General features: G+C 49.5%; 19 protein-coding genes. 15 read left to right on the plus strand and 4 right to left on the minus strand.

Annotated features, from left to right (window positions below; all coding sequences use genetic code 11):
* Window positions 1-3 precede the first annotated feature (3 nt).
* Window positions 4-735 (plus strand): ABC transporter permease subunit, encoded by a 732-nt coding sequence (locus tag ACOQOZ_RS19830; RefSeq protein ID WP_420589886.1) that lies wholly within the window; start codon window positions 4-6, stop codon window positions 733-735.
* A 9-nt stretch (window positions 736-744) separates the two neighbouring features.
* A complete protein-coding gene (locus ACOQOZ_RS19835) occupies window positions 745-2,580 on the plus strand; it encodes a Gldg family protein (RefSeq protein ID WP_420589887.1) in 1,836 nt (611 codons plus the stop codon).
* Between the two features lie 133 nt (window positions 2,581-2,713).
* Here ACOQOZ_RS19835 and ACOQOZ_RS19840 read toward each other — a convergent pair whose 3' ends face one another.
* Complete coding sequence (locus ACOQOZ_RS19840; protein WP_420589888.1) at window positions 2,714-3,007, minus strand: SlyX family protein; 294 nt, start codon at window positions 3,005-3,007, stop codon at window positions 2,714-2,716.
* Window positions 3,008-3,128: 121 nt separating this feature from the next.
* On the opposite strand from ACOQOZ_RS19840, the gene ACOQOZ_RS19845 reads away from it, so the two are divergent.
* On the plus strand, window positions 3,129-3,563 hold the full coding sequence (locus ACOQOZ_RS19845; protein ID WP_420589889.1) for a cold-shock protein: 435 nt from the start codon (window positions 3,129-3,131) through the stop codon (window positions 3,561-3,563).
* A 265-nt stretch (window positions 3,564-3,828) separates the two neighbouring features.
* Here ACOQOZ_RS19845 and ACOQOZ_RS19850 read toward each other — a convergent pair whose 3' ends face one another.
* Entirely contained in the window at window positions 3,829-4,602 is a 774-nt protein-coding gene (locus ACOQOZ_RS19850; protein ID WP_420589890.1) for an inositol monophosphatase family protein, read from the minus strand.
* A 120-nt stretch (window positions 4,603-4,722) separates the two neighbouring features.
* Between ACOQOZ_RS19850 and ACOQOZ_RS19855 the strand changes: the two genes are divergently transcribed.
* The 12 genes from ACOQOZ_RS19855 to der all read left to right on the plus strand — a co-directional run bounded on the left by ACOQOZ_RS19855 (window position 4,723) and on the right by der (window position 16,772).
* Window positions 4,723-5,508, plus strand: coding sequence for an RNA methyltransferase (locus ACOQOZ_RS19855; protein ID WP_420589891.1), 786 nt, complete (start codon window positions 4,723-4,725; stop codon window positions 5,506-5,508).
* Window positions 5,505-6,329: a serine O-acetyltransferase gene (cysE, locus tag ACOQOZ_RS19860; RefSeq protein ID WP_420589892.1), complete on the plus strand. Its 825-nt coding sequence runs from the start codon at window positions 5,505-5,507 to the stop codon at window positions 6,327-6,329. Before ACOQOZ_RS19855 ends, cysE begins: the two co-directional genes overlap by 4 nt.
* A 59-nt stretch (window positions 6,330-6,388) precedes the next feature.
* Window positions 6,389-6,874 carry a Fe-S cluster assembly transcriptional regulator IscR gene (gene iscR, locus ACOQOZ_RS19865; protein ID WP_420589893.1) on the plus strand — a complete coding sequence of 162 codons (486 nt, stop codon included), beginning with the start codon at window positions 6,389-6,391 and terminating at the stop codon, window positions 6,872-6,874.
* Window positions 6,875-6,969: 95 nt separating this feature from the next.
* Window positions 6,970-8,145, plus strand: coding sequence for an IscS subfamily cysteine desulfurase (locus ACOQOZ_RS19870; protein WP_420589894.1), 1,176 nt, complete (start codon window positions 6,970-6,972; stop codon window positions 8,143-8,145).
* 118 nt (window positions 8,146-8,263) lie between these two features.
* Window positions 8,264-8,689: a nucleoside-diphosphate kinase gene (ndk, locus tag ACOQOZ_RS19875; protein WP_419813371.1), complete on the plus strand. Its 426-nt coding sequence runs from the start codon at window positions 8,264-8,266 to the stop codon at window positions 8,687-8,689.
* Between the two features lie 124 nt (window positions 8,690-8,813).
* Complete coding sequence (rlmN, locus tag ACOQOZ_RS19880; protein ID WP_420589895.1) at window positions 8,814-9,953, plus strand: 23S rRNA (adenine(2503)-C(2))-methyltransferase RlmN; 1,140 nt, start codon at window positions 8,814-8,816, stop codon at window positions 9,951-9,953.
* Window positions 9,953-10,756: a tetratricopeptide repeat protein gene (locus ACOQOZ_RS19885; RefSeq protein WP_420589896.1), complete on the plus strand. Its 804-nt coding sequence runs from the start codon at window positions 9,953-9,955 to the stop codon at window positions 10,754-10,756. The genes rlmN and ACOQOZ_RS19885 overlap by 1 nt, the downstream gene beginning before the upstream one ends.
* A 2-nt stretch (window positions 10,757-10,758) precedes the next feature.
* Window positions 10,759-11,877 carry a flavodoxin-dependent (E)-4-hydroxy-3-methylbut-2-enyl-diphosphate synthase gene (ispG, locus tag ACOQOZ_RS19890; protein ID WP_420589897.1) on the plus strand — a complete coding sequence of 373 codons (1,119 nt, stop codon included), beginning with the start codon at window positions 10,759-10,761 and terminating at the stop codon, window positions 11,875-11,877.
* A gap of 43 nt (window positions 11,878-11,920) precedes the next feature.
* Window positions 11,921-13,201 (plus strand): histidine--tRNA ligase, encoded by a 1,281-nt coding sequence (hisS, locus tag ACOQOZ_RS19895; RefSeq protein WP_420589898.1) that lies wholly within the window; start codon window positions 11,921-11,923, stop codon window positions 13,199-13,201.
* 49 nt (window positions 13,202-13,250) lie between these two features.
* The gene (locus ACOQOZ_RS19900) at window positions 13,251-13,925 is read left to right on the plus strand and encodes a YfgM family protein (protein WP_420589899.1); all 675 of its coding nucleotides are present in this window, start codon (window positions 13,251-13,253) and stop codon (window positions 13,923-13,925) included.
* Between the two features lie 5 nt (window positions 13,926-13,930).
* Window positions 13,931-15,157 (plus strand): outer membrane protein assembly factor BamB, encoded by a 1,227-nt coding sequence (bamB, locus tag ACOQOZ_RS19905; protein WP_420589900.1) that lies wholly within the window; start codon window positions 13,931-13,933, stop codon window positions 15,155-15,157.
* Between the two features lie 88 nt (window positions 15,158-15,245).
* A complete protein-coding gene (der, locus tag ACOQOZ_RS19910) occupies window positions 15,246-16,772 on the plus strand; it encodes a ribosome biogenesis GTPase Der (RefSeq protein WP_420589901.1) in 1,527 nt (508 codons plus the stop codon).
* Between the two features lie 76 nt (window positions 16,773-16,848).
* Here the strand turns inward: der and ACOQOZ_RS19915 are convergent, their stop codons facing one another.
* Window positions 16,849-17,868 (minus strand): hypothetical protein, encoded by a 1,020-nt coding sequence (locus ACOQOZ_RS19915; protein WP_420589902.1) that lies wholly within the window; start codon window positions 17,866-17,868, stop codon window positions 16,849-16,851.
* A 106-nt stretch (window positions 17,869-17,974) separates the two neighbouring features.
* Window positions 17,975-18,997 carry a DUF2804 domain-containing protein gene (locus ACOQOZ_RS19920; protein ID WP_420589903.1) on the minus strand — a complete coding sequence of 341 codons (1,023 nt, stop codon included), beginning with the start codon at window positions 18,995-18,997 and terminating at the stop codon, window positions 17,975-17,977.
* Between the last annotated feature and the right edge of the window lie 54 nt (window positions 18,998-19,051).

Consider the following 19,051-nt stretch of genomic DNA (forward strand, 5'->3'; position numbering starts at 1 on the left):
GAAATGAATACCTGGACTATTTGTAAGCGTGAATTAGCCGCCTATTTTTCGACGCCGGTGGCCTATGTTTTTATTTTGATTTTTCTGGTGATGTCCGCTGCATTCACCTTTTATCTCGGCAATTTTTATCTCAGGGGACAGGCGGATTTATTGCCGTTCTTTGGTTTTCATCCCTGGTTGTTTCTGTTTTTTATGCCTGCTATTGCAATGGGGTTATGGTCGCAGGAGCGCCAGCTTGGCTCGATTGAATTACTTATGACACTGCCAATTACTTTATGGCAGGCGGTCGCCGGAAAATTCCTGGCAGCCTGGCTGTTTGCCGGTATGGCTTTGGTATTTACCTTCCCACTATGGATCACAGTGAATTATCTCGGCTCGCCCGATAATGGTGTGATTCTGACCAGTTATCTCGGTAGTTGGCTGATGGCCGGAGCTTTTATTGCGGTGGGTTCCTGTATGTCGGCGCTCAGTCGCAACCAGATTGTTGCGTTTATTCTTGCGGTGCTGGTGTGTTTTCTGCTGATGCTGAGCGGTTTACCGATGGTGCTGGATGTATTTCGTGGTTTTGGCTCATCAGCGTTAACTGATTTTGTTGCCAGTCTGAGTTTTATGACACATTTTGAAGCACTCTCCCGTGGCGTCGTGGATTTACGTGACGTACTGTTTTTCCTGCTGACGATTGTGGTGTGGTTAATTGCCACGACTCAGGTTCTGACCATTAAAAAGGCGCAATAAGGAGGCACCATGAAATTAAAATCTTCCGTTTTTATTCTGTTGTTTGCCGCTTTTTTATTGGTGGCAGGTTTAATCAATCAGCTGGGCGGCAGTGCTCGCCTTGATCTGACGGAGCAAGGTTTGTTTACCCTGTCGCCGGGCAGTAAAGCGATTTTAGCGGAAATGGAAAAGCCGCTGGAAATGCAGCTGTTTTTCTCGCAACAGGCCAGTGAAGATCTGACTTCCCTGCGCGCCTATGCGCAACAGGTTCGGGAATTATTAGCAGAATACGTATTGCATTCGAATGGCCAATTAAGTTTATCGCTGATTGACCCGGAGCCTTTTTCTGAGCAAGAAGACCTGGCGACCGAAATGGGGCTTCAGGCTGTTCCGGTATCGGGCTTTGGTGATGAATTGTATTTTGGTCTGGCGATAACATCGCAGGACGGCAGTCGTGCGGTATTGCCATTCCTTCAGCCGGATAAAGAAGCCTTTCTGGAATACGAAGTAACCCAGTTAATTTATCAGCTGCAGCAATCCAGTGCGCCGGTGATTGCGCTGTTGTCTGGTCTGGATGTACGTGGTGGTTTTGATGCACGCAGTGGTCGTCCGTCTCCGCCGTGGATGGCGATTGAACAGTTGGATAAACAATATGAGGTGCGCTCATTAACCGCAGATATTGACGCTATTGCAGATGATGTCGATTTATTGCTGTTGATTCAGCCTCCTCAATTAAGCGATCAGGCTCTGTATGCCATCGATCAGTTTGCACTGAGAGGTGGGCGGATTCTGGCGTTTCTTGATCCGGTCGCTGAGTCAGCTGCTGCAGGACCAATGGCGGCTGCGGATGGTGGATCTGCAACAGCATTAGATCCTTTGCTGGAAAACTGGGGAGTTGCCTGGAATCCGGATCAGGTAGTTTTGGATGCGGCGAATGCGCTGGTGGTGAACCAGGGGCGCAACCGTCCGCCAGTTCGTCATTTTGCGTTATTGTCGTTAGGAGCTGAAAGTACTGATGCTAATAACGTTGCCACGGCAGAGCTGGAAAGTCTGAATCTTAGCAGTGTGGGGGCATTTGTTGCCAAAGGTGATGCAACCACCAAATTTACGCCATGGTTGTTTTCGTCAACTGACGCCCAGTCAACCGATGCTAATCGTTTGCGCTTCGGTGCTGACCTGGTTGAATTGCAGCGTGGTTTTGAGTCCGCAGGTGAGACATTTAATCTCGCGACCCGGGTTTCCGGTGAGGCAAGCAGTGTTTACCCCGACGGCGTTGATGGTGTGAAAGCGGATAACCATTTGCCGCAGAGCGATAAGCTGGCTGTTACGCTGGTGGCTGACACCGATGTGTTGACTGATCGTTTGTGGGTTCAGGTGCAGAATTTCTTTGGCCAGCGCATCGCTTCTCCCTGGGCTGATAATGGCAATATGGTGGTTAACCTGATCGATCAGTTGTCTGGCAGTCCGGATCTGATTAGCTTAAGAGCCCGTGGCCAATATTCGCGACCATTTGAAAAAGTTGAAGAGTTGCGTGTTCTGGCGGAAGAACGTTTTCTGGTCAGTGAGCAGCGTCTGCAGCAACGTTTGCAGGAAACCGAAGCTCAGCTGGAGCAATTGCAACAGCAGAAAGAAGGCACAGACCAGGTGTTAACGTTATCCGCTGAACAGCAACTGGCTTTGGAAAACTTCCAGCGACAGAAAGTCGAAATTCGTAAAGAGTTACGTGCGGTGCAACATGAGCTGGATAAAGATATTGAAGCGCTGGGCACTCAACTCAAAGTCCTGAACATCTTTATTCTGCCGCTATTGTTCACACTTTTATGTTGGGGAATTCGCGTGCTGATTCGTAAGCGTCAGGTTTTATAACCTTGCGCTCCGGTATCGATCATAATGATGGTGGATTGCCGCAAACGGACATTGCGGCAACCGCTTTAAGGGGAGAGGGCGGCAGCCGCTTTGGAAAACCTCGCTGGTTTCTTCTTACTTTTTAATAGCGCGGTTAGTAGTGCGGTGGTGGTGGCTCGTCAGCCGGGTTGCGGAATACATCTGAGTTACCACTCACTTGTTCCAGTTTTTTATGCATCATTTGCAGCGCATTTTTTGCCAGGGCGAACTGTTGCGATATTTCAGCCATTTCTGAGTTCAGGCTTTCAATCGTATCTTCGAGATACAGAATCCGGGTTTCCAGCTCAGTGATGCGCTGATCCTGAATATGCGCTGTATCAGTTTCTTTGTTTGCCACTTTATAACCTTGTTCTATCGTGTTGATTTTTTTGATGAATTGGGCTTTCATAGCCGACTTGTTATAGAACTCACCGGCTTGTTTCGCACTATATTACAGCGAATAACTGTTGCTACCGAATCTGTTAAACAGGTCGAGATAAACGATAATAACGATTGATACGAGAGAAAACATGGGTAAATTGATTGTTCGTAAAATTATTGTGGCATTGGTCTTTGCTGCTGTTTTGCCGGCACTGATGCTGGCAGTGTTCCCACAGGCATTTGATGGCCAGACAGATTTACTGGTCACTCTGGCGGTAGCTGGTTTTGTTATCAGCCTGGTATCTGCGCAGTTGGTTCCTGCACGTCGTCGCCGTTACCGTGGTAGCGGTACCATTGTTGAAAATGACGTGGAAGATGGTCGTGAGCGTGGTGTGGTTAAGTGGTTCAACGTTAAAAAAGGTTTTGGTTTTATCACCTGGGATCAGGGCGAAGATGTGTTTGTTCACTTCCGTTCGATTCGTGGACAGGGTCACCGCTCTTTAACCGAAGGTCAGCGTGTTAAGTTTACCGTGGTTCGTGGTCAGAAAGGCCCTCAGGCAGAAGACGTATCAGCGATTCGTTAATATCTGCGAGACAAAATAAAAAAGCCGCATTACTCAGGTAATGCGGCTTTTTTTGTATTTGCGATTCAGCAGCTATTGCTGATCTTTGTGAAGTTCCAGTTCATCACAGCCCTGAGGCTCCGCGTACCACTGCATAATCAATGTCAGCTGTTGCCATATCAGCATTATGACGTTCTCCCGCTCCGGTAATGAACTCAGTATAGTTCGGCTTACCGGAAGGGAAGGGGGAAATCACAATACTTATGTAGCGCTGTGTGAACGTGTGTTACTTCAGTGCAACCAGTGCTTTTAACAGGCGAGGGTTGCTCACGACCAGGTTGGCAGGTGCTTTCAGTTGTGGCTGACCACTGGCATCGGCTAACAGGCAGCCGGCTTCTGAAGCAATCAGGCTGCCAGCCGTTAATGCAAACTCATCAACATTGCTCAGCAGTGCACCCTGGAAACGGTCAGCGGCAACGTAAGCCAGCGACAGAGCGTTGGAACCGATGTTGCGCAGGTCATAGCTTTTCACCATCAGGCTTTGCAGGCGCTGACGCTGATCGAAGGCTTCTTCGTTGCTGCTGCGTGGTAGGGTGTAGCCGATGATGCTGTCTTCCAGAGTATTCACATTGCTGGCGCGGATACGGCGGTTGTTCAGCTGGGTACCACGGCCACGTGATGCGCTGAATTCATCGCCATTCATCGGATTAACCATGATGGCATGTTCAGTCTTGCCGTTTTGCAGGCAGCTGATGATGATGGCAAAAGACGGAATTCCCACACGGAAGTTAGATACTTCATCGATAACACATACTTGCCAGGTCGGCTGTTTTTCATCGGTGATGTTGTCACCGGTTTCACGACCATAGAAGTTGTGTTCAGGTAAGGATTTCTTCAGCTCGAAGATAATGCCTTTTTCCAGACCGATAGTGCAGTCTGCAATAAACTTGGCTTTTTCCTGATCGCTGCTTTGCGAAGCATCAAAACGATCCAGGCGGCGAACTAAATCCTGACCAGCATTACGCGCAGCGCGCAACGCCAGGTTAACCATGGGCTGCATAGGAATTGCTATCTCTTAAAGAACGGGGAACCGGCGATTATATCATCAGGCAAAGCTTTTGCGCTACACTGTCGGCCTCTGTTGTTACACACCTTTTATTGCAGGAGATCAGGCCCCGTTATGCTCGACAATATTGTGATTGTTATGGTCAATACCACTCATTCCGGTAATATCGGGGCAGCGGCCCGGGCAATGAAAAATATGGGGCTAAGTCAGCTGGTGCTGGTGGACCCGAAGGCGGCTATTGATGAGGAGGCGATTCAGCGTTCGTCACGCGCGGAAGATATCCTGCATCAAGCACGTATTGTTGCTTCGTTAGAAGAAGCGATTGCCGACTGTGGTCTGGTGGTGGGTACCAGTGCACGCAGTCGTTATATCCCCTGGCCATTAATGAACCCACGCGAATGCGCTGCCAAGGCTGCGATGGCTTCCGCCAATGGCAATAAAATTGCGTTGGTGTTCGGGCGTGAATCGAGTGGTTTGACCAACGACGAATTACACCTGTGTCATGCACACGTACATATTCCGACCGTCGAAGACTTTTCTTCTCTGAACGTCGCCCAGGCGATTCAGGTGATGTGTTATGAAATGCGCCTGGCTGCGATTTCTGAACCGGCACTGCAGCAGGAAGAATCAGCCTGGGGGGTGGAGTGGGATTACGAACTGGCCAACCATGAGCAGTTGAACGGTATGTTGCATCATTTGGAACAAACCATGGTTGATATTGGCTTCTTAGACCCCAATACACCTAAGCAAACCATGTCGCGCCTGCGCCGCCTGTTTCAGCGTGCCGGTGTCGACAAGATGGAAGTTAATATTTTACGCGGCATATTCAGTGCCGTTCAGCGTCAGCAAAAAGTACAGGGTGTACAGCAAGACGCAGTTAAGACCGGAGACTCAGATTGAGTATCAAAAATATTCGTGAAGATATCGCCTGCGTTTTTGAACGTGATCCGGCGGCACGTAACACCTTTGAGGTGATCACTACTTATCCGGGTGTGCACGCGATTGTGCATTACCGCATGGCTAACTGGCTGTGGCGCAAAAATTTCAAATGGTTGTCGCGTTTTCTGTCGACCTTCAGTCGTTGGATGACAGGCATCGAAATCCATCCGGGTGCGACCATTGGTCGTCGCTTCTTTATTGATCACGGTATGGGTGTTGTTATCGGCGAAACCGCTGAGATTGGTGATGATTGTACCCTGTATCACGGTGTGACTTTAGGTGGCACCAGCTGGAATAAAGGTAAGCGTCACCCGACGCTGAAAAACGGTGTTGTTGTAGGTGCTGGTGCCAAAGTGCTGGGCCCGATTGTTGTGGGTGAAAATGCACGGATCGGTTCCAATGCTGTTGTGACCAAAGAAGTACCTGAGGCGGTAACGGTTGTTGGGATTCCTGGGCGGATTGTCCGTAAGGCGACGGCCGAACAAGCCAGTCGCCGGAAGGAAATGGCCGAGAAAATGGGCTTTGATGCCTATGGTATCGCTGATGAAATGCCGGACCCGATTGCTCGTTCTATCCATAACATGATGGATCATATGCACGCTGTTGACCGCAAAATCGATAGCATGTGCAAGGCGTTGAGTGACCTGGGTGATAACACCTGCAATGAAGCACTGCCGGAGTTGGAGCAGGAAACCTTTGTGGCGTTGGGTGAAGAACCTGAGGCGCTCAGCGAAGGCGCTAATGCAGAAAGTAGCAGTGGGCAAAACTCTGCTGAAAAATAGTTGACTAAAATAGTCGGGTATACGCATAATGCCACCGTGATTAGATTGGAGGTGGCGTTATGCGCTTAACAACAAAAGGCCGCTATGCGGTAACTGCCATGTTGGACCTGGCAATTCATGCCCAGAGTGGACCTGTAAGTCTGAGTGATATTTCTGGCCGACAGGGAATCTCCCTTTCTTATCTTGAGCAATTGTTCTCAAAATTGCGTCGTAACGGACTGGTCGCCAGTGTTCGTGGCCCGGGTGGTGGTTATCGCCTGAGTCGTAATGATGACGAGATTCATGTGGCGGAAATTATCGACGCTGTTAATGAATCCATGGATGCGACTAAGTGTAACCGCCAGGGTGATTGCCAAAATGGCGACGCGTGTTTGACCCATCATTTATGGATTGATCTGAGTGATCAGATCCATGCCTTCCTGCGTGGAATTACCCTGAAAAGCCTGATTGAGCGCGAAGAAGTTCGTCAGATTGCTGATCGTCAGGATGAAAGCAGCGCAAATCGTATCGATGCCATCCTGAACGAGGAAGTGGCGCTGGCCTGATAGGGTCAGTAACCCTTCTTTTGCGGTCTGGGCTTGACCTGCCGGGCCGCCTGTCGACAATGGGCCACTTTCCTGACTGATATAGACGGCTCTGCATGAAACCCATTTATCTCGATTACGCTGCTACCACCCCTGTTGACCCCCGTGTCGCTGAGATAATGGCGCAATGTCTGACGCTGGATGGCAACTTTGCCAACCCGGCTTCCCGATCCCATAAATTTGGCTGGCAGGCCGAGCAGGCTGTTGAAACTGCCCGTCGTCAGGTGGCTGACTTGTTTTCTGCAGATCCGCGGGAAATTGTCTGGACCTCGGGTGCGACGGAAAGTAATAACCTGGCGCTGAAAGGCGTAGTTGAGCAATTGAGAGCTGAGCAGCGCAGATCTGACGATCCTGATCAAACGTTGCATATCATTACTTCTGCGATTGAGCACAAGGCGATTCTTGATACCTGTGAATACCTGCAAGGTAAAGGTGTTGAGGTCAGTTACCTGACGCCGGACGCGGATGGCCTGATCAGTGCCGATCAGGTTGCGGATGCGTTGACGGAAAACACCTGTCTGGTGTCGCTGATGGCAGTGAATAACGAAATTGGTACCAAAACTGACATCTCAGCGGTTGCGGCACGATTAAAAGACCATAAAGCGCTGCTGCATGTGGATGCCGCGCAAGCGGTGGCCAAGCAGGAAATTGATGTGAATGCCTGGGGGGTTGATCTGATGTCGATTTCCGCCCACAAAATGTATGGCCCGAAAGGCATTGGTGCATTGTATGTGCGGCGCGAGCCTCAGGTTAAGCTGGTGGCCCAGATTCATGGCGGTGGTCATGAGCGGGGTATGCGTTCGGGCACTTTGGCGACTCATCAGTTGGTTGGTTTTGGTGAGGCGGCCAGGATTGCCAAAGAAGAGCAGCAGGCGGATGAGCAACGTATTCGTGGCTTGCGCGATCGTTTGTGGCAGGGGTTGGAAGCGCTGGGTGAGGTTTACCTGAACGGTGATCTGCAGCAGCGCAGCGCCGGCCACCTGAATGCCAGCTTTGCCGGAGTTGACGGTGAGATTCTGCTGGCTTCCCTGGCGAAAGTTGCGGTGTCATCCGGCTCAGCCTGTAATTCCGCCAGTGTCGCGCCATCCTATGTGCTGAAAGCGATTGGTCGCAGTGATGAGCTGGCTCATGCCGGTTTGCGCTTCTCGGTTGGTCGCTTTACCACTGAAGAAGATATCGACAATACCGTTGCTGAAGTCGGTCGGGTTATCGGCTTGTTACGCAAGGCATAATTTTTACCCGGAATCCACTGAATACGCGTACAACTTTCATCAAAAGGTGCGTATAATTCGCGGGTTTTATTTTTCGTAAACACTTTTTAACCATTAATTGACTATTTTGGAGCTTAAAATGGCTGTAGAACGCACCCTGTCTATCGTTAAACCAGACGCAGTTGGCAAAAACGTAATCGGTGAAATCCTGGCTCGTTTCGAGAAAGCTGGCCTGCAAATCGTTGCTGCTAAAATGCTGCAACTGGACGACGAAAAAGCTGGCGGTTTCTACGCTGAGCACGCTGAGCGTCCTTTCTTCAAAGATCTGGTTGGTTTCATGACTTCTGGTCCTGTTGTTGTACAGGTTCTGGAAGGTGAAGGCGCAATCGCTAAAAACCGTGAGCTGATGGGTGCTACTAACCCACAAGAAGCTGACGCAGGCACCATTCGCGCTGACTTCGCTCAGAGCATCGATGCGAACGCTGTACACGGTTCTGACTCTGCTGAGTCTGCTGCTCGCGAAATCGATTACTTCTTCGCTGCTGAAGAAATCTGCCCTCGCTAAGCACTTGTTGCCGGAGGACTCGTTTCTCCGGCAAATGTTCGGAAGGCGTCGGACGCCTTCCGTTGCCCGTCAGGAAGCACCTTGTTTGTCAGTTCGCTGACAGTATCTCCAGGTAACCAATTCGATGTCTGATACTGCTGAAAAAATTAATTTACTGGGTTTATCCCCGCAGAAGATGGAAGCTTTTTTTGCCGATATGGGTGAAAAGAAATTCCGTGCGCAACAGATGTTGAAATGGATTCACCAATACGGTGAAGCTGACTTCGACAAGATGACCAACATGAGCAAAGGCCTGCGTGCCAAGCTGGCGGCCATCAGCGAAGTGAAACTGCCGGAAGTGATTTATGACGAAACTTCCAAAGACGGCACCCGTAAATGGGTAATGCGTATGGAAGGTGGCAGCTCGGTTGAAACTGTTTATATCCCGGAGAAAGAGCGCGGCACTTTGTGTGTGAGCTCGCAGATTGGTTGCTCGCTGGATTGCTCGTTTTGTTCCACCGGTAAACAGGGTTTTAATCGCGATTTAAGTGCTGCCGAAATTATCGGCCAGGTATATGTCGCCGCAATGGCATTCCATGAGCCGGGCGAACGCCGTGAACGTAAAATCACCAACGTGGTGATGATGGGCATGGGCGAACCGCTGCTGAATTTTGATAACGTTGTTGATGCCATGGCATTGATGATGGAAGACAACGCCTATGGCTTGTCGAAACGCCGTGTAACCCTGAGTACCTCAGGTGTGGTGCCGAAGATTGATCAGTTGGGTGAAATTACCGATGTGTCGCTGGCGATTTCGCTGCACGCGCCCAATGATGAATTGCGTAATCAGTTAGTACCTCTGAATAAAAAGTACCCGATCAAAGAATTGATTGCTTCGGTCAATCGTTACCTCGATAAATTACCTGACCGTCGCAAGGCCACCATCGAATACACCTTAATCGACGGTGTTAACGATGAACTGGAACATGCGGAACAATTAGCGGAACTGATGAAGCAGGTACCGTGCAAAATTAACCTGATTCCGTTTAACCCGTTTCCGAATTCCGGTTATAAACGCCCGAGTAATAACCGCACTTATCGTTTCCGTGATCATCTGATTAATGCCGGTCACATCGTCACCATTCGTTCTACTCGTGGTGACGATATTGATGCAGCTTGTGGTCAGCTGGTTGGCCGGGTAGAAGACCGAACTCGTCGTAGCGCGAAATATATTAATGCGGTACAACTGGATGAATCTGAAGTTCAATCTGAGGCTCGTCATTAATGTCGAAGGGAAATCGTTGGATCAAATACCTGGCTGCTGCCACGCTGGCGTTATTACTCAGTGCTTGTGTGACCGTGGTGGAAAGCCCGTTTAATAAGAAAGCATCCCCGGACAAAGCGGTTGAAAATTACACCCAGCTGGGCCTGGCGTATATCAAAAATGGCCGGGTGGACTGGGCCCGTCAGCGTTTAAACCGGGCACTGGATATTAACCCGGAGTACGCGCCAGCACACGATGGTATGGGCTTGTTATGGCAGGCCGAAGGCGAGCTGGATCTGGCGGAAGAGTCGTTTAAAAAAGCCATCAGCCTGGATGAGCAGTTTAGCCAGGCGAAGCATCATTTAGGCCGCCTGTATGCTCAGACCAAGCGCTTTGAAGACGCAAATGATGAATTAACCGAAGTGGCGGAAAACCGCTATTACGAAAACCGCGTGGCAGCCTATAACGATCTGGCGATTAACGCTTATCGCTGGGGCAAGCCGGAACTGGCTGTAAAGTCATATCGCGAGTCTCTGCGTATCATGCCGTACAACGTGGATGCACTGGTGAATATCTCGACTCTGCTGTTTGAAGCGCAAAACTACAGCGAGTCACAAAAGTACTTTGATCGTCTGGATCGTTTAGCCAAACGTCAGCAAACGCAGCACAACGCCCACAGCTTGTGGCTCGGTATTAAGCTGGCTGCGATCAGCCAGAACACCAAGCGTGCGATTGAGTTAGCGTCTGAGCTGAAGCAGAACTTCCCGGACTCGAAAGAATACAAGCAATATCAGCAATCGCTGTCGGCAGTTAGCGGAAATTAATTATGAGCGCCCTGTTTGAAAATCCGATAAAACGTCGTAAAACCCGCCAGATTATGGTGGGGAATGTGCCGGTTGGTGGCGGTGCGCCGATTGCCATTCAAACCATGACGAATACCGAAACCACCGATATCGATGCCACGGTTGCGCAAATCATGCGTGCTCAGGATGCTGGGGCTGATATCGTTCGTGTGTCTGTACCTACCATGGAAGCAGCAGAAGCGTTTGGCGAAATCCGCAAACAAGTCAGCATACCTTTGGTATCGGATATTCACTTTGACTACCGCATTGCCTTGCGTGTAGCTGAATTGGGTGTTGATTGCCTGCGTATTAACCCTGGCAATATTGGTCGCGAAGATCGTGTACGTGCTGTTGTCGATGCTGCCAGTGAGCGCGACATTCCAATCCGGATTGGCGTTAATGCCGGTTCTTTAGAAAAAGACCTGCAGAAAAAATACGGTGAACCAACTCCGGATGCACTGGTTGAGTCAGCCATGCGTCATATCGATATTCTTGATCGACTGGATTTTCAGGATTACAAACTGAGCCTGAAAGCGTCGGATATTTTTATGACGGTCGCCGCTTATAAAAAGATCTCTGACCAGATTGATCAGCCATTACATCTCGGCATTACCGAAGCCGGTGGTTTACGCGGTGGTACCGTGAAATCGTCGATTGGGCTGGGCTTGCTTTTGTGGGAAGGCATTGGTGACACCATTCGTGTATCGCTGGCAGCCGATCCGGTTGAGGAAGTGAAAGTTGGCTGGGACATGCTGAAGTCGCTTAAGCTGCGCTCCCGCGGTATTAACTTTATTGCCTGTCCAAGCTGTTCGCGCCAGAACTTTGATGTGATCAAAACCATGAATGAACTGGAAATGCGGGTTGAAGATATCCGCACTTCGATGGACGTTTCGGTAATTGGTTGTGTGGTTAATGGTCCAGGCGAAGCCAAAGAGACCGATGTGGGCTTAGCCGGTGGCCAGCCGAATCTGGTGTACATCGATGGTAAGCCACAGCAAAAACTGAACAATGACAATTTGGTGGATGACCTCGAGCGTCTGATTCGCGAGCGCGCCGCCGAGTTAGAAGAACAACGCAAAGATATGATTGTTACTGATGCCTGATTGTGTATCCGGCAACAGATGATTAACGAGTAAAAAAACGATTATGAGTAAGAAAATTCAGGCCATTCGTGGCATGAACGACATCAAGCCAAACGAGACTCCGGTTTGGCAATACCTGGAAGGCACAGTAAAAGAGCTGCTGGCTTCTTATGGTTATGGTGAAATCCGTATGCCAATCGTTGAACAGACCAATCTGTTCAAACGTTCTATTGGTGAAGTAACGGACATCGTCGAAAAAGAAATGTACACCTTCGACGACCGTAACGGCGATAGCCTGACTCTGCGCCCTGAAGGCACTGCCAGCTGTGTTCGTGCCTGTGAAGAGCATGGCTTACTGTACAACCAGACTCAGCGCCTGTGGTACACCGGACCGATGTTCCGTCACGAACGTCCGCAAAAAGGCCGTTACCGTCAGTTCCACCAGATTGGTGTGGAAACCTTTGGTATCGCCACAGCAGATATTGATGCGGAAGTGATTCTGCTGACTGCACGTCTGTGGAAAATGCTGGGTCTGCAGGATGCGGTAACGCTGCAGCTGAATACGCTGGGCAGCAACGAAGCTCGTGCCGAATATAAAGATGCACTGGTTGCTTATCTGTCCGAACGTAAAGATCAGTTAGATGAAGACAGCTTACGTCGTCTGGATTCAAATCCACTGCGTATTCTTGACAGTAAAAACGAACAAACTCAGGCATTATTAGTCGATGCGCCGAAGTTACATGATCACCTCGATGAAGAGAGTCGTGAACACTTCGCCACTCTGTGCGGTGTTTTAGATGCGGCCGGGGTGAAATATGAAATTAACCAGCGCCTGGTGCGTGGTCTGGATTACTACTGCAAAACCGTATTCGAATGGGTTACCGATAAGTTAGGTGCTCAGGGAACCGTTTGTGCCGGTGGTCGTTACGATGGCCTGGTTGAACAGTTGGGTGGTAAGCCAACTCCGGCGGTTGGTTTCGCCATGGGTGTTGAGCGTCTGATTCTGATGCTTGAAACTCTGGAGCTGGTTCCGGATGCTGTACTTAATACACTGGACGTTTATGTTTGTGCATTGGGCGACGGTGCTGATAAAGCGGCACTGTTATTATCGGATCAGGTTCGTAATGAACACGATTGGCTGCGTATCCAAACCCACTGTGGTGGTGGCAGCTTTAAGAGCCAGATGAAAAAGGCAGATAAGAGCGGTGCTCGTTTTGCCATCCTGTTGGGCGAAAGCGAAATTGCTGAGCAGCAGGCAACAGTAAAAGATTTGTCCGGTGAACTGGATCAGCAAACCATGCCACAAGCAGACGTTGCGGCCTGGATTGCACAACAAATTAACTAATTTTGAATAACAACAGCCGGTAATCTGTAACCGGGGTAGAGGATTGGGAATGAACGAATTTAGAACGGAAGAAGAACAGGTAGAAGCGTTAAAGAAATGGTGGTCTGAAAATGGCACCAGCCTGATTTTATCTGTCGTTGTTGTTGCTGGCGGCTGGTTAGGCTGGAATACCTATCAGGACAATGTTCGCGCAACCGGCGAAGCGGCATCCGCTGTTTATTCTCAACTGGTTGAAAAAGCGGCTCAGCCGGCTGCCGATCAGACTGACGCTGTTAAAGCAGAAATGATCTCTCTGGCTGAACAGCTGAAAAAAGATTTCAGCTCAACGGTATACAGCCAGTTTGGCGGTTTATTCCTGGCTCGTTTTGCGACCGACAACGGCGATTTCGAAACTGCAGTTAAAGAGCTGCAGGCTGTTATTGCTGCGGCAGAAGAAGGCCCGGTTAAACTGACCGCTCAGGTTCGTCTGGCGAATATTCTGGTTCAACTGGATAAAAACGATGAAGCATTGGCGTTAATTCCTGCTCAGCCTGATGCTGCATACGCTGCACAGTTTAATGAAGTGAAAGGTGATGCTTTGTTCCGCAAAGGTGACATGAGCCAGGCTCGCGAAGCTTATGTTGCTGCCAAAACGGCGGCTCAGGAAGCTGGCATCAACACCCAGGTGTTGCAACGTAAAATCGACAACCTGACCAGTGCTGAACTGGTTGCTGAGGAGTCTTAATCCCCGTGCGTTTTTCCTGGTTATCTGCGGCTGTGATGGCCTTTGCATTATCTGCCTGTTCCAGCACACCTGAAAAGGAAGCGGAAGAAGAGCAGGGACTATTACCTGAATTCGAAGCCAAAGCCGAGCTGTCGGTTAGCTGGCGACAAACTCTGGGTAAGGGTCCGGGCAGTGCTTACGCAAGATTGCGTGCAGCGGTTGTTGGAGACCAGGTTTTTGCGGCGGACAGTTCTGGCAGCCTTTACTCTCTGGATCTGGAAGATGGCTCACAGAACTGGCAGGTCGATCTGGATCAGGCCATCACCGCTGGTGTTGTTGTCGATTCCGGACAGGTATTTGTTGCTACCCGTGACGGTATCCTGCATTGCCTGAGTACTGACGGTGAGCCTCTGTGGCAAGCGGTTCTCAGCAGTGAATCGATTTCTCCGGCTGGTTTTGATGAGCGTCGGGTGTTTGTTCACACTGTTGATGGTCGTATCAGCGCCTTCGAACGTGAAGACGGCAAGCAGGCCTGGTCGTATGAACATGCGATGCCGGTATTAACCGTTCGCGGTACCAGCACGCCGCTGGTATTGGATGAATTTGTCGTCACTGGTTTTGCCACCGGTAAAGTAGTGGCTCTGGACAAGACATTAGGGATTCCGCGCTGGGACAAGCGTCTGGCCATTCCGGATGGCCGCTCCGAGCTTGAGCGTCTGGTGGATGTTGATGCCAGCCCGATCTGGGATGACGGCCGTATTTATGCCACCAGTTATCACGGTAAGTTAGCGGCTCTGTCTCTGACTGGTGAAACAGACTGGGAAGAAGAAGGTTCTTCTTATACCAGTCCGGCATTAGCGTTAGGTTCTTTGTACCTGACTCTGGATGACAGCAGCATTCAGGCTTACGACCAGCGAAACGGCGCCAGCCAGTGGTTGCAAAGCGCTCTAGCGAAACGCGAGTTGGGCAAGGTTATCGCCTACGGTAACTATCTGGTGGTGGCCGATGGTGAAGGTTATGTTCATTTGCTGCGTCAGGTCGACGGTGAGCTGGTTGGTCGTCTGCATATGCGTCCCAAGCCGTTACATATCAGCTACCCTGCACAGGGTGAAGCAACCAATTGGCGCATGTTGCGCGGCCGCGATTTCGGAATTCGCAGCCCCTTGGTTGCCACGGACCAGGGTATACTGATTTATACCAACGCAGGTGAACTGGCGTTGGTGACAATCGAATCTGTTTCAGATCCGGAATGACTCACCCTTTAGTTTACTAATGGGTTATCAGAAGTATTTTCAAGGTTGGCCGATGCCAGCCTTTTCGTTTTTTAAAGGCAGTTAACTTATGGTTCCTGTAATCGCCCTGGTTGGTCGTCCCAACGTTGGCAAATCAACACTGTTTAATCGTTTAACCAAAAGCCGCGACGCTTTGGTGGCAGAAATTGCAGGCTTAACCCGTGACCGTAAGTATGGCGAAGGTAAGGTTGGCGATCGCCCGTTTATTGTGATCGATACCGGTGGTATCAGCGGTCAGGAAGAAGGCATTGATGAAGCGATGGCGAGCCAGAGCTTCCAGGCGATGAACGAAGCCGACATTGTTTTCTTTATGGTGGATGCCAACGCGGGTATTACCGCAGGTGACCGCATGATTGGTGACTACCTCCGTCGAAACAATAAAGAAGCGTATCTGGTTGTTAACAAAATCGATGGCCGTAACCCTGACATGGTGCTAGGCGAGTTTTATGAGCTTGGTATGGGTGAACCGCTGGCGATTGCGGCTGCACACAACCGCGGTGTGTCGACTCTGATCGATTATGTGCTGGATGAGCTGCCGGAAGAAAAAGAGAAAAAAGCGGCCGAGCTGGCTGCGGCTCAGAATCGTGAACTGGAATATATTTACGAAGAAGAGGAAGACGAAAAAGAGCCTGAAGTTCAGCACGAAGCGCTGGATGTTAAAGGGATTAAAATTGCGGTTGTTGGTCGACCTAATGTGGGTAAGTCGACGCTGGTTAACCGCTTTTTAGGGGAAGAGCGGGTTGTTGTATACGACCAGGCTGGCACTACCCGGGACAGTGTTTATATTCCCTATGAACGTCATGGTCAGGAATATACTCTGATTGATACCGCTGGTGTTCGTCGTCGGAAAAACATTCACGAAGCGGCAGAAAAATTCTCCATCATTAAAACCCTGCAAGCGATTCAGGATTGTCACGTCTGTATTCTGGTTCTTGATGCCCGTGACGGTATCGTTGAACAGGACCTGCACATGCTGAGTTTCGTACTGAACTCGGGTCGTGCGTTGGTGATTGCCATCAATAAATGGGATGGCATGGATGCTTACGAAAAGCAGCGTGTTAAAGATGAAATTGATCGTCGTTTCGATTTCCTGACGTTTGCTGAGATGCATTTTATTTCGGCACTGCACGGCACTGGTGTTGGTCATTTGTACGAATCGGTTGATCAGGCGTACCGCTCAGCAATGGCAAAATGGCAAACCAATATGCTGACCCGAATTATGGAAGATGCCGTATCCAGCCATCAGCCGCCAATGATTCGCAGTCGTCGTCCGAAATTACGTTACGCTCACCAAGGTGGTTCGAACCCGCCGCGAATTATTGTTCACGGCAACATGGTTGAAGATTTACCAGAAGACTATAAACGTTATCTGGCGAATACTTTCCGTCGCGTGCTGGACATTAAAGGCACCCCCATCCGCTTTGAATTCCGCCAGGGTTCAAACCCGTTCTCTGATAAAGAGAAAGAAGTGAAGCACCGCAGTAAGCGCCGTCGCGATTCTGTGGTTAAAACCGCCTCTATTCGTCAGGCGAAGCATGACAAAATGCGTAAGCAGCGGAAAAAACAGGGTCGCTAGATCATAATTTCCGGACAATAAAAAAGCGCGTTATTTAACGCGCTTTTTTATTGTCTTCAATTTGTTCTGTTAAGAATCAGAAAGCCCAGTTTGCAGTAATCTGAGGGCTTAATGCTTTCAGGTCATTTACCGGAAGAAATACATTGCCGTCGCGAATTTCTTCACGGTGAATCATGTTGTATTCCAGTGTTGCCATCACACCAAATTCCGGACGGAACTGGTACCCGACTCCGGCAAGGGCATGTAGATCCCAGTCACCACCAAAGCTACGGGTCAGGGACTTATTGTTTTTTGTGTTTAATACACTCTCATAGATAGCCGTGCCAACACGGAAGGCGAACTGATAACGCATGCCGATTTCTTTACGGATGAAGTAAGAATCGTAACCCCAGCCAGCTAATAAGCTCCAGGAAGCCATGTCTTCGAAGACTACGCCGGATGTTGCTTCAGGGTTAAACTTCTTCGCTTCTTTGAAATCTTCCAGAGAAACGTTATAGCTGCCGTCTGCTTGTTTTGTGCCGATACACTGTTTGGAAGAGTTAGTGATACATACGTTGGCCGCTTGAGCTTTAGCAATTAAGTCGTTCAACTGCTTTGTTAGTTCAGCATCACTATGGTCGGCGCGAGCAAAAATTGCCGCGTTTAATTCATTTGTGCGATCAGTGCTGGAAAAGTTAAAGCGGCTGAAAGAAACTGAGTTATAGCGACTGCCCAGATTAAAGAAGTGGCCATTTTGTAAGTGGAATACACCGAGAATATCGATCGCGGTGCGCTTGACCGTCATGTCATCTTCCTGAACGACACCAATTGAAGGAAAACGCCATTTTTCACGTTCTTCATTGGCTAACAGAGTTGAGGAAGTGGATAAGAAAAAGCCGTACTTTTCGCCAACAGCAGTGTAACCACCGGATTTCTGAACCAGGTTGCTACCTTTATATTTTGTTTTAAATTTCAGGCCACCGAAGTCATTGGTGCTTTCTGAGTATTCGAGCGTTTCTTGTCCCACGCCCAGATAACTGTACGAAGCATTTTCGAATTCAGCCATGGCTGTGGCAGGGATTATCAGAGAGGCGAGTAAAAGAGGTTTGATGTTCATGAAGGCTTCCTGCTTGTAGATTTACTCAAACTATACAAGCAGACAGAAATATTGCCAGAGCTGAACACGCTTTATTCAGCTCTGGTTCAGGAGTGTTAAGCGTGCTTTACCACTTGGCGTAGTGATCTTCGCTGAAGCCCCATTCTCCATCCAGTGTAATCACTTCGTCAGGCAGGTGGATCTCGCCATAGTATTGGCCAAAGTGCTGGGTAAAGTTGGATGCTGCAACCACAACATTCATCTTCTCTTTACGCTGGCCTTTGGGCTCGAAATGTAACTGGATCATGCCGTCATTTGAGCGCATGGCCCAGGCATGGTTGGGATGGTAACGATCGAACTGGAAGTCCACCATATCAATCTTATACATCTTACCGTCGAGCCAGAGGGCATTTTCACTGGTACCGGTCTCATTAACACCAGCTGCCAGGTTAAACCCTAAGCGACGTCCATCGGCAAGTTTGCAGGACATGCTGCCCCAGTTCCAGAACGTTTCGCGGCGCATATAGCCACAGCTCCAGTCTACCGAAGCTAGCGCATCAATGGCTTCCAGGTCGTAATCTTTGCCACCCCATTTCACATTGCCATTACAGACCAGAGCGTTACTTTTCTGGGTGAATACCCAGCCCTGATAACCTGCGCGGCTGCAAACTGCCAGCGGGTTGTAGGAGGTACTTTCGTCGATAGTGGCATCGATTTCAACGCCGCCAGCCAGTGATACCTGAACCTTACGAACGCCAGGACGCGAAGAGGCTTTAATCGATACTTTATTAGCCCCTTTTTTAAAGCTCGCTTCACCATCGTTCGGGAAAGGTTCGATGCTGGTATTCATTGCAAACGGCTGGATAAAGGAGAACTCTTCAAATTTATCGGTTTCTGGTTCGTAGAGATAAATAAATGAATTACCTCCAACCTTCAGATCGACAATTGCGATACCCACAATCAGCTTCGGGCTGATCAGGCCAATAAACTGGAACTGATTAAACTTAAAACGTTTTGCCAGAGAACCTAATTTACGATCCATCGGAGAGCGTAAATCAAAGTCCATGTAATTGATGTGATCGACGCTCTCAGGATAAACCCCGTAGGTCGGTTGGCCATTTGTATTGATTAGTTGTTGTTTGGCAGCCATGAGTAATCCTTAAAAATCAGGCGAGAATGGCTGCCATTGTCCTGTGGAACACTG

This window comes from Bacterioplanoides sp. (assembly GCF_965219715.1).
Classification (GTDB): Bacteria; Pseudomonadota; Gammaproteobacteria; order Pseudomonadales; family Oceanobacteraceae; genus Bacterioplanoides.

Coding starts and splice junctions, on each gene's coding strand:
- iscR (WP_420589893.1), top strand. CDS start 6,389: ATGCGCTTAACAACAAAAGGCCGCTATGCGGTAACTGCCATGTTGGAC.
- ACOQOZ_RS19900 (WP_420589899.1), top strand. CDS start 13,251: ATGAACGAATTTAGAACGGAAGAAGAACAGGTAGAAGCGTTAAAGAAA.
- ndk (WP_419813371.1), top strand. CDS start 8,264: ATGGCTGTAGAACGCACCCTGTCTATCGTTAAACCAGACGCAGTTGGC.
- ACOQOZ_RS19885 (WP_420589896.1), top strand. CDS start 9,953: ATGTCGAAGGGAAATCGTTGGATCAAATACCTGGCTGCTGCCACGCTG.
- ACOQOZ_RS19835 (WP_420589887.1), top strand. CDS start 745: ATGAAATTAAAATCTTCCGTTTTTATTCTGTTGTTTGCCGCTTTTTTA.
- ACOQOZ_RS19855 (WP_420589891.1), top strand. CDS start 4,723: ATGCTCGACAATATTGTGATTGTTATGGTCAATACCACTCATTCCGGT.
- ACOQOZ_RS19915 (WP_420589902.1), bottom strand. CDS start 17,868: ATGAACATCAAACCTCTTTTACTCGCCTCTCTGATAATCCCTGCCACA.
- ACOQOZ_RS19830 (WP_420589886.1), top strand. CDS start 4: ATGAATACCTGGACTATTTGTAAGCGTGAATTAGCCGCCTATTTTTCG.
- ACOQOZ_RS19870 (WP_420589894.1), top strand. CDS start 6,970: ATGAAACCCATTTATCTCGATTACGCTGCTACCACCCCTGTTGACCCC.
- der (WP_420589901.1), top strand. CDS start 15,246: ATGGTTCCTGTAATCGCCCTGGTTGGTCGTCCCAACGTTGGCAAATCA.
- ACOQOZ_RS19920 (WP_420589903.1), bottom strand. CDS start 18,997: ATGGCTGCCAAACAACAACTAATCAATACAAATGGCCAACCGACCTAC.
- ACOQOZ_RS19845 (WP_420589889.1), top strand. CDS start 3,129: ATGGGTAAATTGATTGTTCGTAAAATTATTGTGGCATTGGTCTTTGCT.
- rlmN (WP_420589895.1), top strand. CDS start 8,814: ATGTCTGATACTGCTGAAAAAATTAATTTACTGGGTTTATCCCCGCAG.
- ACOQOZ_RS19850 (WP_420589890.1), bottom strand. CDS start 4,602: ATGCAGCCCATGGTTAACCTGGCGTTGCGCGCTGCGCGTAATGCTGGT.
- hisS (WP_420589898.1), top strand. CDS start 11,921: ATGAGTAAGAAAATTCAGGCCATTCGTGGCATGAACGACATCAAGCCA.
- ACOQOZ_RS19840 (WP_420589888.1), bottom strand. CDS start 3,007: ATGAAAGCCCAATTCATCAAAAAAATCAACACGATAGAACAAGGTTAT.
- ispG (WP_420589897.1), top strand. CDS start 10,759: ATGAGCGCCCTGTTTGAAAATCCGATAAAACGTCGTAAAACCCGCCAG.